Below are 20,471 nucleotides of genomic sequence, written 5' to 3'. Positions count from 1 at the left end.
GGTATTGAGCAACACATTCGTCGTGCCGCATTTCGTGGCGCAAGCGGTCCCGCCCTATACGGAGGGCATGCGCATCGGCCTGCTCGGCGGTTCGTTCAACCCGCCGCATCAGGCCCATCGCGCCATCAGCCAATTCGCGCTGAAGCGATTGCAGCTCGATCGCGTCTGGTGGCTGGTGACGCCGGGAAATCCGCTCAAGGAGAACGGCGCATTGCAAGAGCTCGGCGCGCGCATGCAGGCGGCGCGCGAGGTCGCCAACGATCCCAGGATCGAGGTGAGCTGTCTCGAATCCGTCATTCGTACCCGCTATACTATCGACACGATCAACATCTTGCGCCGCCGCTTCTCTGGCTTGCGCTTTATCTGGATTATGGGCGCCGACAACCTCGCTCAATTCCACCGTTGGCAGGACTGGCGGCGCATCGCCGCCCAGGTGCCGGTGGCAGTCATCGATCGCCCGCCGCAGAGTTTTCGCGCCCTCGCCTCGCCCGCAGGCCAAGCGCTATCGCGCTACCGCCTGCCCGAGGACAAGGCAGCGCTGCTTGCGGACCAGCCGGCGCCGGCCTGGGTGTTTTTGACCGGATTGAAGCTGAATCTCTCCTCGACAGGCCTGCGGAACCCGGACGGGAGCTGGAAAGGTACGAAGTGAGAAAAGGTACGAAGTGAGACGGAGTGTGTGGATTTGGGGCTCTCTGGCATATTGAAAGCCTTAACCCCACATGATGTAGTGTAACCGGTGAGCGTCGGATTCGGCGTTCGCGATACAGTGAAAGGAATGGTCCCTGGCCACATCTGTATTGTCCAAGTCTGTTTTACCCAAGGTTGCTAAGCCTACGCGTAAAACATCGACCAAAGCTGCGGCCTTGAAGGCGCAACCCGACGCCGACAAGACGCTGAGCCTGATCCTCTCCCGCCTCGAGGACATGAAGGCGGAAGAGACGGTCACCATCGACCTTCGCGGCAAATCGACGTACTCCGACTACATGATCGTCACCACCGGCCGGGTGAACCGGCACGTCGGCGCGATCGCGGACAACGTCACGAAGGGCCTCAAGGAAAACGGCATCAAGAACATCCATGTCGAGGGCTTGCCCAATTGCGACTGGGTGCTGATCGATTCCGGCGATGTGATCGTGCACGTGTTCAGACCCGAGGTCCGCGAGTTCTACAATCTCGAGCGATTGTATACGCAGGGCCCAGGGGCGGCGAAGGCGATCTAGGCTCACTGAGCCGATTTCGAATCGGCTGACGCGCATGGTAGCGTCGTGCGCGCGCCTGATGCGCGCGACCCTGAAACACGACGCTGACCATCATGCGTGTTGCTATCATTGCCGTGGGCCGGCTGAAGCAGGGCCCCGAACGGGAGCTTGCCGACCGCTATTTCGAGCGGTTCGACGAGGCCGGCCGCAAGCTCGGATTCCGCGAGCTCACCGTCCACGAAATCCCGGAAAGCCGTGCGCGCGACTCCGCGACGCGGATGGCCGAAGAAGCCGCGGCGATAAGCGCGCATATTCCGGAAAAGTCGATCCTGGTGGCGCTGGACGAGCGCGGCCAGAATCTGGATTCCACCGTATTCGCACGCCATCTCGGGCGCTGGCGCGACGAGGGTGCCGGACATACTATCTTCGTGATCGGAGGGGCGGACGGACTTTCGCCCGAATTGCGCCGTAAGGCCAAGCTCGCGATCGCGTTCGGCTCTGCGACCTGGCCGCACCAAATGGTCCGCGTCATGCTTCTGGAACAACTTTATCGGGCCGCCACCATTCTGGCCGGCCACCCCTATCACCGCGCGTGATGCGCGCCATAACGAGCACCTTTGCCGACAAGATGCGAGCGCCGCTCCTCAACCTGTTGCTGATTGCGAGCGTCGCCGGCGCAAGCCTCGCGCAAGCTCAGACGGCGACGCCGCCGCAGACCGCGGCCGTCTCGCCCGATGCGATCAAGCAGCGCGAGCAGGAGCTCGAGGCCGCGCGCGCCAGGCAGAAGAGCGCCGAGGAAGCGCAGGCCAAGCTCAAGGCCGAGATCACCGCGCTCGGTCAGGACCGCACTCAGCTCAATCAGCAGCTGATCGACACCGCCGCCAATGTGCGCTCCGTCGAGGCCAAGATCGACGAAGCCGAAGCCCGGCTGCGAAATCTCAACGGCCGTGAGCAACAGATGCGCGCCTCGCTCGATTCGCGCCGCGCCGACATCGTCGAAGTGCTGGCGGCCTTGCAGCGCGCCGGCAGGCGCACGCCACCGGCGCTGCTGGTGCGCCCCGAAGATGCGCTGCAATCCCTGCGCACCGCGATGCTGCTCGGCGCGGTTGTGCCGGAATTGCGCGGCCGCGCCGAGGCGATCGCCGGCGAGCTCGGCGAGCTCGTGGCGCTGCGCAAGAACATCGCCAGCGAACGCGACCAGCTCGCCCTGGACCGCGACAGGGTCCGCAACGACCAGAGCCGGCTCACGGCTTTGGTCGACGAGCGGCAGCGCCAGCAGGCGGCGCGGGAAAAGGACCTCGACGCCGAGAATTCGCGCGCGATCATGCTGTCAAAGCAGGTCGGCGATCTCCAGGGCCTGATCACCAAGATGGAGCAGGACCTGCAAAGCGCCGCCAAGGCTGCTGAGAAGGCGGCTGAGGCGGCCAAGCAGGCCGAGGCGAAGGCGGCTGCCAGCGCCAATACCGGTGCCAAGTCTGGTCCGGCCGCTTTCAAGGACCGGTCCCGGACCGCGCCCGCGATTGCCTTCGCGTCGACCAAGGGGCTCCTGCCTCTTCCGGTTAACGGTAACAAGATCAGGGATTTTGGCGGTTCCGATGGGGTCGGCGGGGTCCAGAAGGGCATTTCGCTGGCGACCAAGCCAGGCTCCCAGGTCACAACGCCGTGTGACGGCTGGGTGGTCTATGCCGGCCCCTTCCGCAGCTATGGACAACTCTTGATCCTTAACGCTGGTGGCGGGTATCATGTCCTGATCGCCGGGATGGAGCGCATTTCGGTCAACATCGGACAGTTTGTGCTCACGGGGGAGCCGGTCGCGACCATGGGGTCGACATCTCAAGTCGCCTCCATTCTCGCCACGAACGCGAGTCAACCTGTGCTCTATGTCGAGTTCCGTAAGGACGGCACTCCAGTCGATCCAGGCCCATGGTGGGCCGCAAATGAAGGCGAGAAGGTTCGCGGATGATGCGCAAGACTTCAGTAATCCTCCTCAGCGCAGCCACCGGCGCGGCGCTGACGCTGTTCGTGACCCAGCCGCGCGCGGTGTTCATGGGCTCCAGCGCGCGAGCCGCCACCGCGGACACCTATCGCCAGCTCAATCTGTTCGGCGACGTCTTCGAGCGCGTGCGCTCCGACTATGTCGAGAAGCCCGATGACACCAAGCTGATCGAATCCGCCATCAGCGGCATGCTCACCGGCCTCGATCCGCATTCGAGCTACATGGACGCCAAGAGCTTCCGCGACATGCAGGTGCAGACCCGCGGCGAGTTCGGTGGCCTCGGCATCGAGGTCACGATGGAAGACGGCCTGATCAAGGTGGTCTCGCCGATCGACGACACGCCAGCCTCGCGGGCCGGCATCATGGCCAACGACATCATCACCAATCTCGACGACGAGGCGGTGCAGGGCCTGACCCTGAACCAGGCGGTCGAGAAGATGCGCGGTCCGGTCAACACCAAGATCAAGCTCAAGATCATCCGCAAGGGCCAGGACAATCCGCTCGACGTCACGCTGGTGCGCGACAACATCCGCGTCCGCTCGGTGCGCGCGCGCGTCGAGGCCGACGACATCGCCTATATCCGCATCACCACCTTCAACGAGCAGACCACCGAAGGCCTGAAGCGTGAGGTCACCAATCTCTCGAACCAGATCGGCGACAAGCTGAAGGGCTACATCATCGACCTCCGCAACAATCCGGGCGGCCTGCTGGAGGAAGCGGTCACCGTCTCCGATTCCTTCCTGGAGAAGGGCGAGATCGTCTCGACCCGCGGCCGCAATGCCGAGGAGACCCAGCGCCGCACCGCGCATGCGGGCGACCTGACCAAGGGCAAGCCGGTCATCGTGCTGGTCAATGGCGGCTCGGCCTCGGCGTCGGAAATCGTCGCCGGCGCGCTGCAGGACCACAAGCGCGCGACCATCGTCGGCACGCGCTCGTTCGGCAAGGGCTCGGTGCAGACCATCATTCCGCTCGGAAGCGGCAACGGCGCGCTGCGGCTGACCACGGCGCGCTACTACACGCCGTCGGGCAAGTCGATCCAGGCCAAGGGCATCGTCCCCGACATCGAAGTGCTTCAGGACGTGCCGGACGAGCTGAAGTCCCGCACCGACACCAAGGGCGAAGCGTCGCTGCGCGGCCACCTCAAGAACGACGGCGACGAGAAGACCGGCTCGCAGTCCTACGTCCCGCCGGACGCCAAGGACGACAAGGCGCTCAAGCTCGCCGACGATTTGCTCCACGGCATCAAGAACAGCGCCTCGGCCGCGCCCACGCCGGGTGGCGACAAGGCCGCCGCCGACAAGCCCAAAGCGGCGAACTAGAATCGGCTTAGACGAATCTCTCGCAAAGGGCGGCTGCAGGAAGCCGCCCTTTTTGCTTGGATCTTAGGCCCGTGGCTCCGGAGGAGCGACGCTTCCTAACCTCTCCCGCTTGCGGGAGAGGTCGCGCCGAAGGCGCGGGTGAGGGCTTTCTCCTCTGGGGGGTCTCTCTGCGGAGACACCCTCTCCCCAACCCTCTCCCGCGCGCGGGAGAGGGAGCGCACCTGCGTCAAGGGTGCAGCCGATTCGATCACGCGTCCCCGGCCTATCCCGGCCTGCCGCCGCTTGACCTCGGCGTGGTATCGTCATTGCGAGTGATTCGGGATCGCGCATGACTGAAACGGCCGACGATCTGAGCGCCCCGCTCGGACAGGACAAGCCGCGCCGGAAAGGCCGGCTGCGGCTGCCGTTCACGGCCATGCAGCTGCTTGCCGTCCTGCTTCTCCTGTTCCTGGCGACCTTTGCCGGCTTCGCCATCTTCAACAGGGATCCGCTCGGCGGCGAGCCGATGACGCGGATCGCGATCCGCGAGCCCAAAGCCACGGATGAAAAGCCGGTGGCCTCGGGCCATGCCGGCGAAAGCAAGCAAGAGAGCAAGCACGAGACCACGGAGGCGCCGAAGCAGGCCGCTCCCGGTGAGCAGAAGACCGTCACCATGATCGACGGCTCCACCGGCGCACGCCATGACGTGGTGATCGGCGCGGGCGAGGCCACCGACAAGGGCGGGGCGGCTTCGACACCGCCGCCTGTCATGGCCGGGATCGATCCAAAACTGCTGGAGAAGTCGCGCTACGGCATGATCCCGGTGATCGCCGGCGACATGAAGCCGTTCAACGTCTACGCGGCGGATGCCGATCGCGCCAAGGCCGCCAAGATGCCGGTGGTCGCCATCGTGATCGCCGGACTCGGCGTCGGTGCCGCCAAGACCACCGATGCGATCATGAAGCTGCCGCCGGCGGTGACGCTGGCCTTCACACCCTACGGATCCGACCCCGGCAAGCTCGCCGAGCGGGCGCGCGCGCAGCGTCACGAGATCTTCCTCCAGATCCCGATGGAGCCCTACGACTTCCCCGACAACGATCCCGGGCCGCAGACGCTGCTGACCTCGCTCAGCACCGACCAGAACATGGACCGCCTGTACTGGCACCTGAGCCGGATGCAGGGTTATGCCGGCCTCACCAATTTCATGGGCGCCCGCTTCATCGCTACGGAGCCGGCAATGCAGCCGATCATCCGCGAGGCGGCCAAGCGCGGGCTCGGCTTCTTCGACGACGGCTCCTCGCCCCGCAGCATCGCGCCCCAGGCCGCGGCCAACCAGGCGATGCCGTTCGGCAAGGGCGACATTGCGATCGACGTGGTGCCGACCCCGACCGAGATCGACCGCGCCCTGAACAAGCTCGAAGCGACGGCGCGCGAGCGCGGCATCGCCGTCGGCACGGCCTCGGCCCTGCCGGTCTCGATCGAGCGCATCGGCGCCTGGACCAAGTCTTTGGGCGACCGGGGTATCCTTTTGGTGCCATTGACAACTGCGATGCTGAAATCAAAATCCAGCTAAATCAACGAATTGGTACGGCACGGGTCCCCGCGGGGCCGCTTCAGGCCCTACCGACAACAGTATGTGAGGGGGTCTGGCGGAATGGCGCGTTACGAGGATCTGCCCTACCGGACCTGCGTCGGTGTGATGCTGATCAACACGAAGGGACTGGTGTTCATCGGCCGCCGCGCCGGCGGCATCGAGCATGTCGACGACGCCCATGTCTGGCAGATGCCGCAGGGCGGCGTCGATCCCGGCGAGGACACTTGGGAGGCCGCCAAGCGCGAGCTCTATGAAGAGACCAGCGTGCGCTCGGTCGAGCGGCTCGGCGAGGTTCCGGACTGGCTCATTTACGACATTCCGCGCACGGTCGCCGGACGCGCCTGGAAGGGCCGCTACCGCGGCCAGCGCCAGAAATGGTTCGCGGTGCGCTTCACCGGCAAGGACAGCGAGATCAATGTCGAGAAGCCCGGCGGCGGCGGCCACAAGGCCGAGTTCGTGAGCTGGCGCTGGGAGCCGATGAAGAATCTCCCCGGATTGATCATCCCGTTCAAGCGCCCGGTCTATGAGCGCGTGGTGAAGGAATTTTCCGCGCTTGCGGATCAGTAAATCAAATTGTCTCGCCGGGTTCGGTGCTAAAGGCACCGCCGGAGTGACAACGAAAGATCCATGCGTGACCGATGAAAAACCCTACCGCCCCAACGTGGGAATCGCCCTGTTCAATGCCGACGGCCGCGTGCTAATCGGCCACCGCTTCAAGGGCGACGGGCCCGAGATCATCCTGCCAGGCCTCGACTGGCAGATGCCGCAGGGCGGCGTCGACGACGGCGAGAATCTGCGCGATGCGGCGATGCGCGAGCTCTGGGAGGAGACCAACGTGGTCAGCGCCGACTATCTCGGCGAGACCGATTGGTTCACCTATGAATTCCCGCCTTACGACGGACCGCAGACGCATCGGCTGGCGAAATTCCGCGGCCAGCGGCAAAAGTGGTTTGCGCTGCGCTTCACCGGCAAGGACGACGAGATCGATCCGCTGACGCCGCGCAACGGCCAGCCGGCGGAGTTCGACGCCTGGCGCTGGGAGCGCCTCGACCGTGTCGCCAGCCTCGTGGTGCCGTTCCGCCGCGACGTTTATCGCGCCGTGGCAGAGCAGTTTGCGACGTTCGGAAACTAAAACTGCGAAATCAACCCCAGGCACAGTAGAACAGGGTTTGAAATCATTCGCGAATTTTCGCCGAAAATTTGCGTGTGAGGGAAGCACCATTTCTCATTCCCTCCCCCCTTGTGGGGGAGGGAACGCAGCGTCGTCTGCGCGCTGGTCGGGATCAGAGCAAGCTCTAATTGATCGGCCCCACGGTGAACGGGCCGATGGCGATGACGTGGCAATCGCTGTCGCGCTTGGCGCAGTCGGCGAGCGCGGAATTGACGGCGGTCTGCTCGTCGGCGGCGTTCACGCCGAGACCCGGGCGGCCGGCGGTGCCGACCGCGACCGCGTTCCAGCCCATGGTGTCCGTGAGCTTGCGCATGACCTCGCCGCGCGCATCCGCCACGATCGAGGCATTGGAGGCGGCGCTGAAGAAGCCGGTGATCCTGAACAGGGTCGCGATCGGCACGACGAAATTGTCGTCGATCGCGACGACCAGGCAGGCAACGCCAGCGATGGCGCCGCACGATTCCAGGGAACGCCGCGCCGCGTCGTCGGCCGATGCGGCGCCCAGCACCATGAAATATTGTCCGCCCGGCCCGAGCGCGACCGAGCGGGATTTCGCGGCCGGTGCGAACATGTTCTCGAGCCGGACTTTCTGGGGATCGCGCACCATCGGAAAGTCTTTCGACGCGAACGGCCGCTCGGTCATGGCGTCGTGCCGCACGAAGGGCTGTGATGGCATCGGCGGCTTGCCATGCGCATAAACGATGGTGTTGCCGACCGCATAGAGCTCGCAGCGCCGCGGCGATTGCGCGGCGTCGGCGCGCTTCTGGCACTGCTCGATCGCCATGTTGCGCGCGGCCTCTTCGTTCGGCTGGTTCAACGCCGAGCCGGTGAAGCCGCCGACATTGAGCGCGAAGGCCTTGTAGTCGGCGGCAGCGGAATAGTCGCCAGCAAGGTAGTTGCGAACACGCTCGTTGATGAAGGGCACGCTCTCGGCAGGAAATTTGCCTGATATCGGCGAAGCCGACGGTGACGGTGACGGCATCGGCGCCATCGCGGCGCCGGCATTCGGCGGCGTCATCGGCGCCTTCGCCATTTGAGTTGGCATCGGGCTCGTCGCCGCCGCATTTGCAGTCGGAGCTGCACTGGGCGTCGCGTCCGGCGGCGCTACGATGCTCGCCGTCTGCTTGAGCTTGGTGTTGTAGAGAAAGCCGCTGACGCCGATGGCGACGATCGAGACGACGGCGACCACCAGCGGCCACATCCACACGGGCGCGGCGGCCAGCTTGGAGGCCTGCTTCTTCAGCTGCGGTTTCGCGTAGGTTCCGTCCTCGCGCCGCATCGCCACCATGTAGGCGTACACCGGCGTCGGGATGTTCTTGACCTCCTGGGCACCGATATCGGCGAACTGGACCGACAGCTTGTTGGCGACCTGCTCGTGCACGGCGCGGGAGACGCAGATGCCGCCGACCTCGGCGAGCCCTTCCAGCCGCGCCGCGATGTTGACGCCGTCCCCCAAGAGATCGCCGTCGCGCTCGACCACGTCGCCGATGGTGATGCCGATGCGGAACGACATCTGCCGGCTCGGCGGATAGGCCATGTTGCGGGTCCGTAAGCTCTCCTGGATGTCGATGGCGCAGCGCACCGCGTCGACCGCGCTCGGGAATTCCGCGAGCACGGCATCGCCCGCCGTGTTGAAGATGCGCCCGCCCGACTTGGCGATGAAATCGTCGACGACCTCGCGATAGGAGGCGAGACGCCGCAGCGTCTCCTGCTCGTCTTCCGCGACCAGTCTCGAGTAACCGGCAATATCGGCTGCGAAAATCGCTGCGATCTTGCGTTTCATCTGCCCAGCCCCGGAACAAATTCGCGACTGCAGAATGCCGTTATCGGCGACGCGGTGCAACAAAGTTCAGCGCCCGCCACGGGTGTGACGAGCGCTGAGTTGATTCGGGAATTTTGAGCTTGAGCCCCGGAGCGGTGCCCCGGGGCTTAGTGCATAGCCGTGGTGCCGATCACGTTCTGGATGGTCTTGTAATGGTCGAGCCGCTCGATGGCGTGATCAAGCTCAGAGCCTTCCTTCTCGGCAAGCTTTGCTTCCATTTCGGCAATCGTCTCGGCGAACTGCGCGCGATCGATCTCCTGGATCGAGGTGGCAACGTCGGCGAGCACCGTGAGGCGGTTCTCCGAAACTTCGGCGAGGCCGCCGAGCACGATCATCTTTTGATGCGTGCCGCCCGTGGTGATGGTGAGAATGCCGGGACGAACCGCAGCCACCACCGGCGCGTGTCCGGCGAGCACGCCGAAATCACCCTCGGCGCCGGGAATATCGACCTGATCGACCTCGCCGGAGAAGGCGAGCTTTTCGGGAGAGACGAGATCGAAGTGGAAGGTGGCCATGAAGAACCTGCGAATGGTGAGTAGCGAATAGCGGGTAGCGAACTGGGAGCAGCGGACTATTCGCTACTCCCCATTCGCCATTCGCTTCTTAAGCCGCTTCAGCGGCCAGCTTCTTGCCCTTCTCGACGGCTTCTTCGATGGTGCCGACCATGTAGAAGGCAGCTTCCGGCAGGTGGTCATATTTGCCTTCGCAGAGGCCGCGGAAGCCCTTGATGGTGTCCGCGAGCTCGACGAACTTGCCCGGCGATCCGGTGAAGACTTCGGCGACGTGGAACGGCTGCGACAGGAAGCGCTCGATCTTGCGGGCGCGCGCCACCGTCAGCTTGTCCTCTTCCGACAGCTCGTCCATGCCGAGAATGGCGATGATGTCCTGCAGCGACTTGTAGCGCTGCAGCACCTGCTGGACCATACGGGCGGTCTGGTAGTGCTCTTCGCCGACGACGAGCGGCGAGAGCATGCGCGAGGTCGAGTCGAGCGGATCCACCGCGGGGTAGATGCCCTTTTCCGAGATCGCGCGCGACAGCACGGTGGTGGCGTCCAAGTGCGCGAACGAGGTCGCGGGCGCCGGGTCGGTCAAGTCGTCGGCCGGCACGTAGATGGCCTGCACCGAGGTGATCGAGCCCTTCTGGGTGGTGGTGATGCGCTCCTGCAGCGCGCCCATGTCGGTGGCGAGCGTCGGCTGATAACCCACCGCCGAAGGAATACGACCGAGCAGCGCCGACACTTCCGAGCCGGCCTGGGTGAAGCGGAAGATGTTGTCGACGAAGAACAGCACGTCCTGGCCCTGGTCGCGGAAGTGCTCGGCGACGGTCAGACCGGTGAGGCCGACGCGGGCGCGGGCGCCCGGCGGCTCGTTCATCTGGCCGAACACCAGCGCGCATTTCGACTTCACGCTCGGATCCGGATTGTGCGGATCGGCGTTGACCTTGGACTCGATGAACTCGTGATAGAGGTCGTTGCCCTCGCGGGTACGCTCGCCGACGCCGGCGAACACCGAGTAACCACCATGCGCCTTGGCGACGTTGTTGATCAGTTCCTGAATCAGCACGGTCTTGCCGACGCCGGCGCCACCGAACAGGCCGATCTTGCCGCCCTTGGCGTAGGGCGCGAGCAAGTCGACGACCTTGATGCCCGTGACGAGAATTTCAGCTTCGGTCGACTGGTCGGTATAGGTCGGCGCTTCCTGGTGGATGGCGCGAGTGCCCTCCGACTTGATCGGGCCAGCCTCGTCGATCGGCTCGCCGATGACGTTCATGATGCGGCCCAGCGTACCGTCACCCACGGGCACCGAGATCGGCTGACCGGTGTCGGTCACTTCCTGGCCGCGCACCAGACCTTCGGTGGCGTCCATCGCGATCGTGCGGACGGTCGATTCGCCAAGGTGCTGCGCGACTTCGAGCACCAGGCGGTTGTTGCCGTTCTTGGTCTCCAGCGAGTTGAGAATGGCCGGCAGGTGGCCTTCGAACTGCACGTCGACGACGGCGCCCATGACCTGGGTGACGCGACCGATCTGGGTGGCTGCTGTAGCCATTTACTGTCTCCTTCGATCCGAATTTCGTGTCCGGTCAGACTGCTTCTGCGCCGGAGATGATTTCGATGAGTTCCTTGGTGATCTGAGCCTGACGCGTGCGGTTGTAGACCAGCGTCTGCTTGCGGATCATTTCGCCAGCGTTGCGGGTGGCGTTGTCCATCGCCGACATCTGCGCACCGTAGAACGAAGCGTTGTTCTCGAGCAGGGCACGGAAGATCTGCACCGCGAGATTGCGCGGCAGCAGGCGGGCGAGGATCTCGTCCTCCTCCGGCTCGTATTCGTAAGCCGTCGTGGTGGCGGCAGCGCTTTCCTCGACCACCAGCGGGATGATCTGCTGGGCGGTCGGGACCTGTGCGATCACCGACTTGAAACGCGAATAGAACAGCGTGCAGACGTCGAACTCACCGGCGTCGAAACGGGCCAGCACCTTCTTGGCGATGTCCTCGGCATTGACGAAGCCGAGCTGGCGAACGCTGCGCAGGTCGAGATGCTCGACGATCTGCTTTTCGAACAGGCGGCGGAGCTGCTCGTAGCCCTTGCGGCCGACGCAGAAGATTTTGACTTCCTTGCCCTGCGCGATCAGCGACTGCGCGTGCTCGCGCGCGAGACGCACGATCGAGGAGTTGAAGGCGCCCGACAGGCCTCGTTCGCCGGTGCAGACCAGCAGAAGATGAACCTGGTCCCTGCCGGTGCCGGCCAGCAGCTTGGGCGCGCCGGGCGAACCGGCGGCGGCGCTGGCGATGTTACCGATCACCGCGCTCATCTTGTCGGCGTAAGGACGCGCCGCTTCCGCGGCGGTCTGTGCGCGGCGCAGCTTGGAGGCCGCGACCATCTGCATGGCCTTGGTGATCTTTTGCGTCGCCTTGGTGGAGGCGATGCGCACCCGCATGTCTTTAAGTGACGCCATTCTTCGTTCACCCCGGCGGTTCGATCTCTTGGATCAAGCCGCTAGCCTATCCCAGTCGTCATGCCCGGGCTTGTCCCGGGCATCCACGTCTTCTCGCTCCACGCGGTGACGCGTGGATGGCCGGGACATCAGATGCGAAGACGCGCTTCGCGCTTTAGCCCGGCCACGACGGCCTTATGCGAAGGACTTCGCGAAGCCCTCGACCACCGACTTCAGCTTGCCGGCGGTGTCGTCGCTGAGATCGCGGGTGTCGCGGATCGAGTTGAGGATCTCGACGTTCTTGCCGCGCAGCAGCGACAACAGACCGTCCTCGAACGCCTTGATCTTGTTGAGCGGGAGCGGATCGAGGTAGCCGTTGGTGCCGGCCCAGATCACGCAGACCTGCTCTTCCATCTTCAGCGGCGCGAACTGCGGCTGTTTGAGCAGCTCAGTGAGGCGCGATCCGCGGTTGAGCAGGCGCTGAGTCGAGGCGTCCAAGTCGGAGCCGAACTGCGCGAACGCCGCCATTTCGCGGTACTGCGCCAGCTCGCCCTTGATCTTGCCGGCGACCTTCTTGGTGGCCTTGGTCTGCGCCGAGGAGCCGACGCGCGACACCGACAGACCGACGTTGACCGCGGGACGGATGCCCTGGAAGAACAGGTCGGTTTCCAGGAAGATCTGGCCGTCGGTGATCGAGATGACGTTGGTCGGGATGTAGGCCGACACGTCGTTTGCCTGGGTTTCGATGACCGGCAGCGCGGTCAGCGAGCCCGAGCCCTGGTCCTTGTTCAGCTTCGCCGCGCGCTCGAGCAGGCGGGAGTGCAGGTAGAACACATCGCCCGGATAGGCTTCGCGGCCCGGCGGGCGGCGCAGCAGCAGCGACATCTGGCGGTAGGCGACGGCCTGCTTGGACAGATCGTCATAGATGATGACCGCGTGCATGCCGTTGTCGCGGAAGTACTCGCCCATGGTGCAGCCGGTGAACGGCGCGATGTACTGCATCGGCGCCGGATCCGAGGCGGTGGCGGCGACGACGATCGAGTATTCGAGCGCGCCCTGCTCTTCCAGCACCTTCACGAACTGCGCGACGGTCGAACGCTTCTGGCCGACCGCGACGTAGACGCAATACAGCTTGATGTTCTCGTCCGGCTGCGCGTTGAGCGGCTTCTGGTTCAGGATGGTGTCGAGCGCGATCGCGGTCTTGCCGGTCTGACGGTCGCCGATGATCAGCTCGCGCTGGCCGCGGCCGATCGGGATCAGAGCGTCGATCGCCTTGAGGCCGGTCGCCATCGGCTCGTTCACCGACTTGCGCGGAATGATGCCGGGCGCCTTGACGTCGACGCGCATGCGCTTGTCAGCCTGAATCGGCCCCTTGCCGTCGATGGGATTGCCGAGCGCGTCGACGACGCGGCCGAGCAGACCCTTGCCGACCGGCGCGTCCACGATGGCGCGGGTGCGCTTGACGGTCTGGCCTTCCTTGATCTCGCGGTCGGCACCGAAAATAACGACACCGACGTTGTCGGTTTCGAGGTTCAGCGCCATGCCGCGAGTGCCGTTCTCGAACTCGACCATTTCACCGGCCTGGACGTTGTCCAGACCATAGACGCGGGCGATACCGTCGCCGACGGACAGCACCTGTCCGACTTCGGAGACTTCAGCTTCCTGGCCGAAATTCTTGATCTGGTCCTTGAGGATCGCGGAAATTTCCGCGGCGCGGATGTCCATCAGCCTGCCTCTTTCATCGCGTGCTTGATCGAATTGAGTTTGGTGCGAAGCGAACCATCCACCATGCGGCTGCCCAGCTTGACGACGAGGCCACCGATGATCGAGGGATCGACTTTCACGTTCAGCGCGACGTCCTTGCCGGTCACCGACTTCAGGGCAACCTTGAGGGCGTCGAGATTCTTGTCCGAGAGCGCTTCCGCGACGGTGACGTCGGCCGTCGTCTCGCCCTTGAACTTGGCGACGAGGGCGCCGTAGGCGCGGATGACGTCCGACACCGCGAACAGGCGGCGGTTGGCAGTCAGCACTTTCAGGAAATTGGCGGAGATACCGGCGATGCCGGCCTTGGCCAGCACGGCCGACAGGGCCCTGGACTGGGCGTCGGCCGCGAACACCGGGCTGCGGACGAGGCGCTTCAGATCGGCGCTTTCGTTGAGCAAGGCATCGAATTTGTCGAGATCGGCTTTGACCTCGTCGACCACTTTCTGGTCGCGGGCCAGTTCGAACAAGGCCGTTGCATAACGGCCGGACACACCTGAAACGGACGTATCTTCTGCAGCCACAGACGCGCTCTTTTTGCTGTCAAACTCGCAAGGGAAAAACCGTCGCCACGAAGCGGCGCCTAGCGATCCAAGCCCTTGGAATTCAAGCGGGACTTCGATTTTCGACCAGCACGGGAGGTGCCGGGCTCGTTAAAATCGCGGCTTTGCTAACATAGCAGGCGCGCAGGTGCAACATGACGCCAAATTAAAGGCATGGGGTTCTGTTGCCAGTTCGTCGCACGCCGCGAATGACGCTGATGACCTGCCGCGCCACGGAATTGCCGCGAGCCTTGCAGCCGGCCGGCGCCCATTGGTTCCTGCTCCCAGCGCATAGCCGCCATGAACACAGATCGCAGAGACGTGAGTCCCGTCATGTCGGTTCCACTCGAGGAATACTTACCCAATTCTAAACGCTGACGGCGATGACTTCACTCTACAGTATTAGCAAGTAATGGGCTGGTTAATGAATTGTTAAAGCAAAAGATTACGGAACATCGCCTGAATATCAGAGGCAGGTAACAAGATATTTCATGACGAAACAGAACAGATTTACTGCCCAATTCATGCCGCATTGCGAAAGGAAACGCGATCCCGCTCACAAACTGAGAGGGGCTCCACTAGCCACATATGTGGCAATACTAGCTTAGGGACCACTATATGCTGTCTTTGAAGACGCTGGGCTTTGTGACCCGGCCGCGCACGGCGATTGCTTTCGTTGCCGCAACTCTCGTCATCGGTGGAACTGCCACCGAAGCTTCCGCCAAATCCAGGCATCACCGGCATCACCATCACCGCCACCACGTCCAGAACGATACCAACGCGAGCTCCGATTGGCGCAATGCCAACGCCGCGATGACGCCGTCGTCGGGCACGGGCCGCAGCTTCTCAGGCATGGCCTCCTATTACGGCAACGAGTCCGGCAGCCGGACCGCCTCGGGCCAGCGCTTCAACCAGAACGCCTTGACCGCCGCGCACCGCTCGCTGCCGTTCGGCACCAAGCTGCGCGTCACCCATGGCGGCCAGAGCGTCATCGTCACCATCAATGACCGCGGCCCGTTCATTCGCGGCCGTGTGCTCGACCTCTCCACGGGCGCAGCCCGCGCCATCGGCCTCACCGGCGCCGGCGTCGGCCGCGTCACCGCGGAAGTCGTCTCCTAAGGCGCTCCAAGCGCCTCGCACGCGCAGTTTTCATCAGTTTGATGCGCGCCTGAAACAAGCCCGTGGTCTTGGGGGACCGCGGGCTTTTTTTGTTGGCCTCCGCCGTCATTGCGAGGAGCCCTTGCGACGAAGCAATCCAGAGCGCCTCTGCGGAGACAGTCTGGATTGCTTCGCGGAGCCTGTCATCGGGCCGCGCTTCGCGCGGACCCGTTGGCTCGCAATGACGTGGAGAGAGTGTGCCCACCCTAAAGCAGCCGTAGGGTGGGCAAAGCATTCGCCGGCGCTCGCAGAGCGGCGGCGGGAGCGTGCCCACCAATTCCGTTGCCGCAATCGAGACCCCCTGGTGGGCACGCCTGCGCCTTCGTTCTCCGAACGAAGACGCACGCTTTGCCCACCCTACGAAAGCGCGAGGACTATAAAAAGCTCTGCGGATCGACATCCACTTCGAGCTTCAGATTGCCCTTCGGCTTCGGGCACACGGCGAGCCAGTTGCGCAAATAGTCCGACAGATCGAAGCCGCGGGCCGATTTCACCAGGATGCGGAAGCGGTAGCGGCCCTTGATGACCGCGAGCGGCGCTTCCGCAGGCCCCAGCACCACCACGCGCTCGTCGCGCGGCGCCAGCGCCACCAGCCGGCGGCCGAAACCTTCCGCGCTCGGGCGGTCGCCCGCGGAGATGATCAGGCTCGCGAGCCGGCCGAACGGCGGATAGAGCGTGCGTTCGCGCAGGTCGATCTCGCTGTCGTAAAAGGCCTCGCGGTCGCAGGCGATCAGCGCCTTCATCACGGGATGATCGGGCTGGTGGGTCTGGAGATAGCCGACGCCGCGGCCCTGCTCGCGCCCGGCGCGGCCGATCACCTGGTTGAGCAATTGCCAGGTACGTTCCGCCGCGCGCGGGTCGCCGTTGGAGAGGCCGAGATCCGCATCGACCACGCCGACCAGATTGAGTCGCGGGAAGTTGTGGCCTTTTGCCACTAGCTGCGTGCCGATGATGATGTCGACACGCCCCTCCGCGATCTCGGCGAGCTCGCTGCGCATCGTCTCGATCGAGGTGATGAGATCGCTCGACAGCACCATGGTGCGCGCGTCCGGAAATAGCGCGGCCGCCTCCTCCTGCAAGCGCTCGACGCCGGGCCCGACCGCCACAAGCGATTCTTCCGCCGAACAGTTCGGACAGATGTGCGGACGCGGCATCGAGAAGCCGCAGTGATGGCAGACCAGGCGCTGACGAAAGCGATGATCGACCAGCCAGGCATCGCAGATGGTGCAGGCGAAGCGATGGCCGCAGGCACGGCACAGCGTCAGCGGCGCATAGCCGCGGCGATTGAGGAACAACAGCGCCTGCTCGCGCCGCTCGATTGCGATCTTGATCTCGCCCGCAAGCCGCGGCGAGATGAAGCGGCCGCGCGCGGGCGGCTCGCGGCGCAGATCGATCGCCTCGATATGCGGCATGTGCTGGCCGCCGAAGCGCGAGGGCAGCGCGATGCGCTGGTAGCGGTTCTTGCGCGCATTGACCTCGGACTCGACCGACGGCGTCGCGGAGGCCAGCACGACCGGAATTTTGGCGATATGCGCGCGCACCACCGCCATGTCGCGGGCGTGGTAATGCACGCCGTCATCCTGCTTGTAGGCCTGGTCGTGCTCCTCATCGACGACGATGAGGCCGAGATTGGCGTAAGGCAGAAACAGCGCCGAGCGCGCGCCGACCACGACCGGCGCGCTGCCTGCGGAGATCGCCGCCCAATTGCGCGCGCGGGTGCGCGGCGTCAGCTCCGAATGCCATTCGATCGGCCGCACGCCGAAGCGCTGCGCGAAGCGGTCGAGGAATTGGCCGGTGAGCGCGATCTCCGGCATCAGGATCAGCGACTGTCTGCCACGACGAATGGCTTCCGCGACCGCCTCGAAATAGACCTCGGTCTTGCCCGAGCCGGTGACGCCGTCGAGCAGCGCGACGTGGAAGGTGCCGTTGGCGGCGAGCGCGCGCATCGTATCGACCGCGGCGCGCTGGAGCGGTGTGAAATCCGGCCGGCCAAAATCCGGATCGGGTGCGGGCGGCGGCGGCGGCGGCGGCATCGGTTCGACCGTGAGCGTGCCTTCGTCGACCAGGCCGTCGATCACGCCGGCCGAGACGCCCGCCTCGTTGGCGGCTTCGGACTTGCCGTGCAGCAGCCGGTCCGCCAGCACCGCGATCAGCCGCTGCCGCGCCGGCGTCAGCCGCCTCGGGGGATCGCCGACCAGGCGCACGCCGGGGCGCGCCCGCTCCGGGCCGAGATTCTCGCCCATACGCAGGCACATGCGCAGCACCATGCCGCGCGGGCTCAGCGTGTAATTGGCGACCCAGTCGACGACCGAGCGCAGCTCCGGCTTCAAAGCCGGGATGTCGAGCTTTTCGCTGACCTCCTTGAGACGGTTGTGCAGGCGCGGATCGGGATTGGCGTTTTCGGCCCAGACCACGGCCAGCACCTCGCGCGGGCCGAGCGGCACGCCGACGAGATCGCCGGCCTTCAGCTCCATGCCGCGCGGCACCTTGTAGGAATAGGTCTGGTCGAGCGCGACCGGCACCAGCACGTCGACCATGCGGGTCGCGTTGGCGGTGGCGGGGCTGCGCGGTGTGTGATCCATGGGTGGAGAATCGGAACCTGGGGCCTCGAGGCTAGCGCCGTGGGGCGGCCTTAGCGAACGATAAACGAGTGTGATGCGATATACTGTGCGGAATCACCACGTCCAGAGCGCATGAGCAAAGCGGCCGCCCCACCCATCGAGCTCGCCAGCGCCGATCCCTCGATCGCGCAGGAGATGGCGCGCTGGCTGTCGCATCTCGGCGCCGAGCGGCGGCTGTCGCCGAAGACGCTGGAGGCCTATGGCCGCGACTTGCGGCAATGCCTGGATTTTCTCTGCTCTCATTGGGGCGAGCGCGTCACGCTGGCGCGCTTCGCTGCGCTGGAGGCCACTGACGTGCGCGCCTTCATGGCGATGCGCCGGGCCGATGACATTGCCGGCCGCTCGCTGATGCGCGCGCTGGCGGGCCTGCGCTCGTTCGGCCGCTTTCTCGAGCGCGAAGGCAAGGGCAAGGTCGGCGCGCTCTCCGCAATCCGCGCGCCAAAAGTCGCGAAAAGCCTGCCCAAGCCGCTGCCGATGGCGTCGGCCAAACGGCTTGCCGATGCCGACGAACGCGCCGGCGAGGAACGCGAGACGTGGATTTTGGCACGCGATGCTGCGGTGATGGCGCTCTTGTACGGCTCGGGCCTGCGCATCTCCGAGGCGCTCGGTCTGAAGCGCCGCGAGGTGCCGCGTCCGGGCGAAGGCGACGTGCTCGTCGTGACAGGCAAAGGCAACAAGACCCGCATGGTGCCGGTGCTGCAGAACGTGCTCGAGCTCGTGCAAGAGTACGTTGCGATGTGCCCGTATCCCCTGCCCGCCGAGGGGCCGATCTTCGTCGGCGCGCGCGGAGGGCCCTTGAGCCCGCGCATCATCCAGCTCGCGATGGAACGGCTGCGCGGCGCACTCGGCCTGCCCGACAGCGCCACCCCGCACGCGCTCCGCCATTCCTTCGCCACGCATCTGCTCTCGCGCGGCGGCGACTTACGCGCCATCCAGGAACTGCTCGGCCATTCCTCGCTCTCGACCACGCAGGTCTATACCGGCATCGATTCCGAGCGGCTGCTCGAAGTCTATGCGAGCGCGCATCCGCGGCGGTGACACACTGATGTCATAACGCGCGTGCCTCTTGCGCGGCGCACGCGGTTCGGTCAATCGTTGCGGAACCGAGCAGGAGGACATATGAGCGCACATGAAAGCATGGAGCATGCCGAGCACGCCGAACACGCGTCCGGCTCGAACAAGAAGATCGCGCTCCTGATCGCGGTTCTGGCGCTGTTCCTGGCGATCTCGGAGACGCTCGGCAAGGGCGCCCAGACCGAATCGATCAGCAAGAACGTCGAGGCCGCCAATCTCTGGGCGTTCTTTCAGGCCAAGAGCATCCGCCGCACCGTGGTGGCGACCGCGGCCGAGCAGGGCAAGCTGACGCTGGGTGGCACGACCGACGACGCCATGAAGGCGACGGTGCAGAAACAGGTCGACGACTGGACCAAGACCGCGCAGCGCTACCGCTCCGAGCCCGAGACCGGCGAAGGCACCGAGCAGCTCGCCGAGAAGGCCAAGCATGCCGAGCACGAACGCGACGAGGCGACCGCGAAGTACCATCACTTCGAGCTGGCCTCGGCCGCGTTCCAGATCGGCATCGTGCTGGCGTCAGCCACCATCATCACCGGCATGTTCGCGCTCGCTTATGTCAGCGGCGTGCTGACGCTCGCAGGCCTGATCATGACTGCGCTCGGCCTGTGGTGGCCGCATCTCTTGCATTTGCATTGAGGGGCTGAGGCTGCGCTTGTAGCCCGCATGGAGCGCAGCGGAATGCGGGGCGACCGTCCCGGATTACGCTTGCGCTCCATCCGGGCTACGCGACGCCATCGTGGTGAGAGTCACCGCGCCTCGTGCACGCTCTTCCTGAAACGCTGGATCAGGCGGAGCGTCCGTGACGACCACCCCTCCCCGTTGCCGGTGATCAGCTCGCGGATGCGCCGCTTGATCGGATCGACCAGCTCGGCGGCCTTGGCGCGCACTTTCAGCACGAGCTCATAGATCCGCTCGAACCAGTGCATCTCCAGAAGCTTGTCGCGCGTCACGTCGAATACGAAGGCGGTGACGCCGACGCCGAGCATCTTCGCGAACACGATCGTGAACACCGCGCTGGTCCAGTATTCGTGCGCGAGCAGCCACAGGCCGACCAGCTTGAGCGGAAACAGCGGGATGATGGGGACCGCGAACACGATCAGCGTCATGGCCGGCGACAGCGCATCGACGCGCTCCGTCAGCCATTGCTTGAAGCGCGCGAGCGGGATGGCTGCGACGGCTTTTGCAACGATCGGCTCGAGATGGTCCCACAGCCAGGCTTCGATCAGGAAGACGATCGCAAGCAGGACCCAGACCGGTTGAAGAAGGCGGCGCAGCATGTGTTGTCCCGCCCGATTCGGCTCGG

The 20,471-nt window shown here is 64.9% G+C and carries 19 protein-coding genes; 11 read left to right on the top strand and 8 right to left on the bottom strand.

The features are described from left to right. The first annotated feature begins 4 nt into the window (after positions 1–4). The 8 genes from ACR9YP_RS06345 to ACR9YP_RS06310 all read left to right on the top strand — a co-directional run bounded on the left by ACR9YP_RS06345 (position 5) and on the right by ACR9YP_RS06310 (position 7,219). Positions 5–649 carry a nicotinate-nucleotide adenylyltransferase gene (locus tag ACR9YP_RS06345; RefSeq protein WP_438103588.1) on the top strand — a complete coding sequence of 215 codons (645 nt, stop codon included), beginning with the start codon at positions 5–7 and terminating at the stop codon, positions 647–649. Positions 650–863: 214 nt separating this feature from the next. Further along, a complete protein-coding gene (gene rsfS, locus ACR9YP_RS06340) occupies positions 864–1,220 on the top strand; it encodes a ribosome silencing factor (protein ID WP_128942457.1) in 357 nt (118 codons plus the stop codon). Positions 1,221–1,312: 92 nt separating this feature from the next. Further along, positions 1,313–1,795, top strand: a complete 483-nt coding sequence (gene rlmH / locus ACR9YP_RS06335; protein ID WP_128930673.1) for a 23S rRNA (pseudouridine(1915)-N(3))-methyltransferase RlmH — start codon at positions 1,313–1,315, stop codon at positions 1,793–1,795. 32 nt (positions 1,796–1,827) lie between these two features. Next, positions 1,828–3,162: a murein hydrolase activator EnvC family protein gene (locus tag ACR9YP_RS06330; protein ID WP_438103589.1), complete on the top strand. Its 1,335-nt coding sequence runs from the start codon at positions 1,828–1,830 to the stop codon at positions 3,160–3,162. Further along, entirely contained in the window at positions 3,159–4,514 is a 1,356-nt protein-coding gene (locus tag ACR9YP_RS06325; RefSeq protein ID WP_128930672.1) for a S41 family peptidase, read from the top strand. The genes ACR9YP_RS06330 and ACR9YP_RS06325 overlap by 4 nt, the downstream gene beginning before the upstream one ends. A 328-nt stretch (positions 4,515–4,842) precedes the next feature. After that, positions 4,843–6,066 (top strand): divergent polysaccharide deacetylase family protein, encoded by a 1,224-nt coding sequence (locus ACR9YP_RS06320; RefSeq protein ID WP_438103590.1) that lies wholly within the window; start codon positions 4,843–4,845, stop codon positions 6,064–6,066. Between the two features lie 81 nt (positions 6,067–6,147). Further along, the gene (locus tag ACR9YP_RS06315; RefSeq protein WP_091893128.1) at positions 6,148–6,654 is read left to right on the top strand and encodes an RNA pyrophosphohydrolase; all 507 of its coding nucleotides are present in this window, start codon (positions 6,148–6,150) and stop codon (positions 6,652–6,654) included. A 64-nt stretch (positions 6,655–6,718) separates the two neighbouring features. Further along, positions 6,719–7,219: an RNA pyrophosphohydrolase gene (locus ACR9YP_RS06310; protein WP_370990229.1), complete on the top strand. Its 501-nt coding sequence runs from the start codon at positions 6,719–6,721 to the stop codon at positions 7,217–7,219. Between the two features lie 163 nt (positions 7,220–7,382). On the opposite strand, the gene ACR9YP_RS06305 is transcribed toward ACR9YP_RS06310, so the two are convergent. From ACR9YP_RS06305 to ACR9YP_RS06280, 6 genes are all read right to left on the bottom strand, one after another. Continuing rightward, entirely contained in the window at positions 7,383–9,041 is a 1,659-nt protein-coding gene (locus ACR9YP_RS06305; protein ID WP_474219227.1) for an adenylate/guanylate cyclase domain-containing protein, read from the bottom strand. A gap of 146 nt (positions 9,042–9,187) precedes the next feature. Further along, on the bottom strand, positions 9,188–9,595 hold the full coding sequence (locus ACR9YP_RS06300) for a F0F1 ATP synthase subunit epsilon (RefSeq protein ID WP_091893122.1): 408 nt from the start codon (positions 9,593–9,595) through the stop codon (positions 9,188–9,190). A gap of 88 nt (positions 9,596–9,683) precedes the next feature. Then, positions 9,684–11,126, bottom strand: coding sequence for a F0F1 ATP synthase subunit beta (atpD, locus tag ACR9YP_RS06295; protein ID WP_128930666.1), 1,443 nt, complete (start codon positions 11,124–11,126; stop codon positions 9,684–9,686). A 34-nt stretch (positions 11,127–11,160) separates the two neighbouring features. Beyond that, positions 11,161–12,033, bottom strand: coding sequence for a F0F1 ATP synthase subunit gamma (locus ACR9YP_RS06290; RefSeq protein ID WP_438103592.1), 873 nt, complete (start codon positions 12,031–12,033; stop codon positions 11,161–11,163). Between the two features lie 174 nt (positions 12,034–12,207). After that, positions 12,208–13,737, bottom strand: a complete 1,530-nt coding sequence (gene atpA, locus ACR9YP_RS06285) for a F0F1 ATP synthase subunit alpha (RefSeq protein ID WP_370990232.1) — start codon at positions 13,735–13,737, stop codon at positions 12,208–12,210. Beyond that, positions 13,737–14,297 carry a F0F1 ATP synthase subunit delta gene (locus tag ACR9YP_RS06280; RefSeq protein WP_091893114.1) on the bottom strand — a complete coding sequence of 187 codons (561 nt, stop codon included), beginning with the start codon at positions 14,295–14,297 and terminating at the stop codon, positions 13,737–13,739. Before ACR9YP_RS06280 ends, atpA begins: the two co-directional genes overlap by 1 nt. Positions 14,298–14,933: 636 nt before the next feature. Here ACR9YP_RS06280 and ACR9YP_RS06275 point away from each other — a divergent pair. Next, entirely contained in the window at positions 14,934–15,434 is a 501-nt protein-coding gene (locus ACR9YP_RS06275) for a septal ring lytic transglycosylase RlpA family protein (protein WP_249759057.1), read from the top strand. A gap of 413 nt (positions 15,435–15,847) precedes the next feature. On the opposite strand, the gene ACR9YP_RS06270 is transcribed toward ACR9YP_RS06275, so the two are convergent. After that, entirely contained in the window at positions 15,848–18,055 is a 2,208-nt protein-coding gene (locus tag ACR9YP_RS06270; RefSeq protein WP_474219224.1) for a primosomal protein N', read from the bottom strand. 111 nt (positions 18,056–18,166) lie between these two features. On the opposite strand from ACR9YP_RS06270, the gene ACR9YP_RS06265 reads away from it, so the two are divergent. Both ACR9YP_RS06265 and ACR9YP_RS06260 read left to right on the top strand, forming a co-directional pair. After that, positions 18,167–19,132: a tyrosine recombinase XerC gene (locus ACR9YP_RS06265; RefSeq protein ID WP_091893108.1), complete on the top strand. Its 966-nt coding sequence runs from the start codon at positions 18,167–18,169 to the stop codon at positions 19,130–19,132. A gap of 81 nt (positions 19,133–19,213) precedes the next feature. After that, on the top strand, positions 19,214–19,804 hold the full coding sequence (locus ACR9YP_RS06260) for a DUF4337 domain-containing protein (protein WP_128942448.1): 591 nt from the start codon (positions 19,214–19,216) through the stop codon (positions 19,802–19,804). 110 nt (positions 19,805–19,914) lie between these two features. Here ACR9YP_RS06260 and ACR9YP_RS06255 read toward each other — a convergent pair whose 3' ends face one another. Beyond that, complete coding sequence (locus ACR9YP_RS06255) at positions 19,915–20,445, bottom strand: hypothetical protein (RefSeq protein ID WP_370990236.1); 531 nt, start codon at positions 20,443–20,445, stop codon at positions 19,915–19,917. Between the last annotated feature and the right edge of the window lie 26 nt (positions 20,446–20,471).

The organism is Bradyrhizobium sp. BR14999 (assembly GCF_056106085.1).
This window is presented reverse-complemented; position numbering and strand designations above follow the sequence as displayed.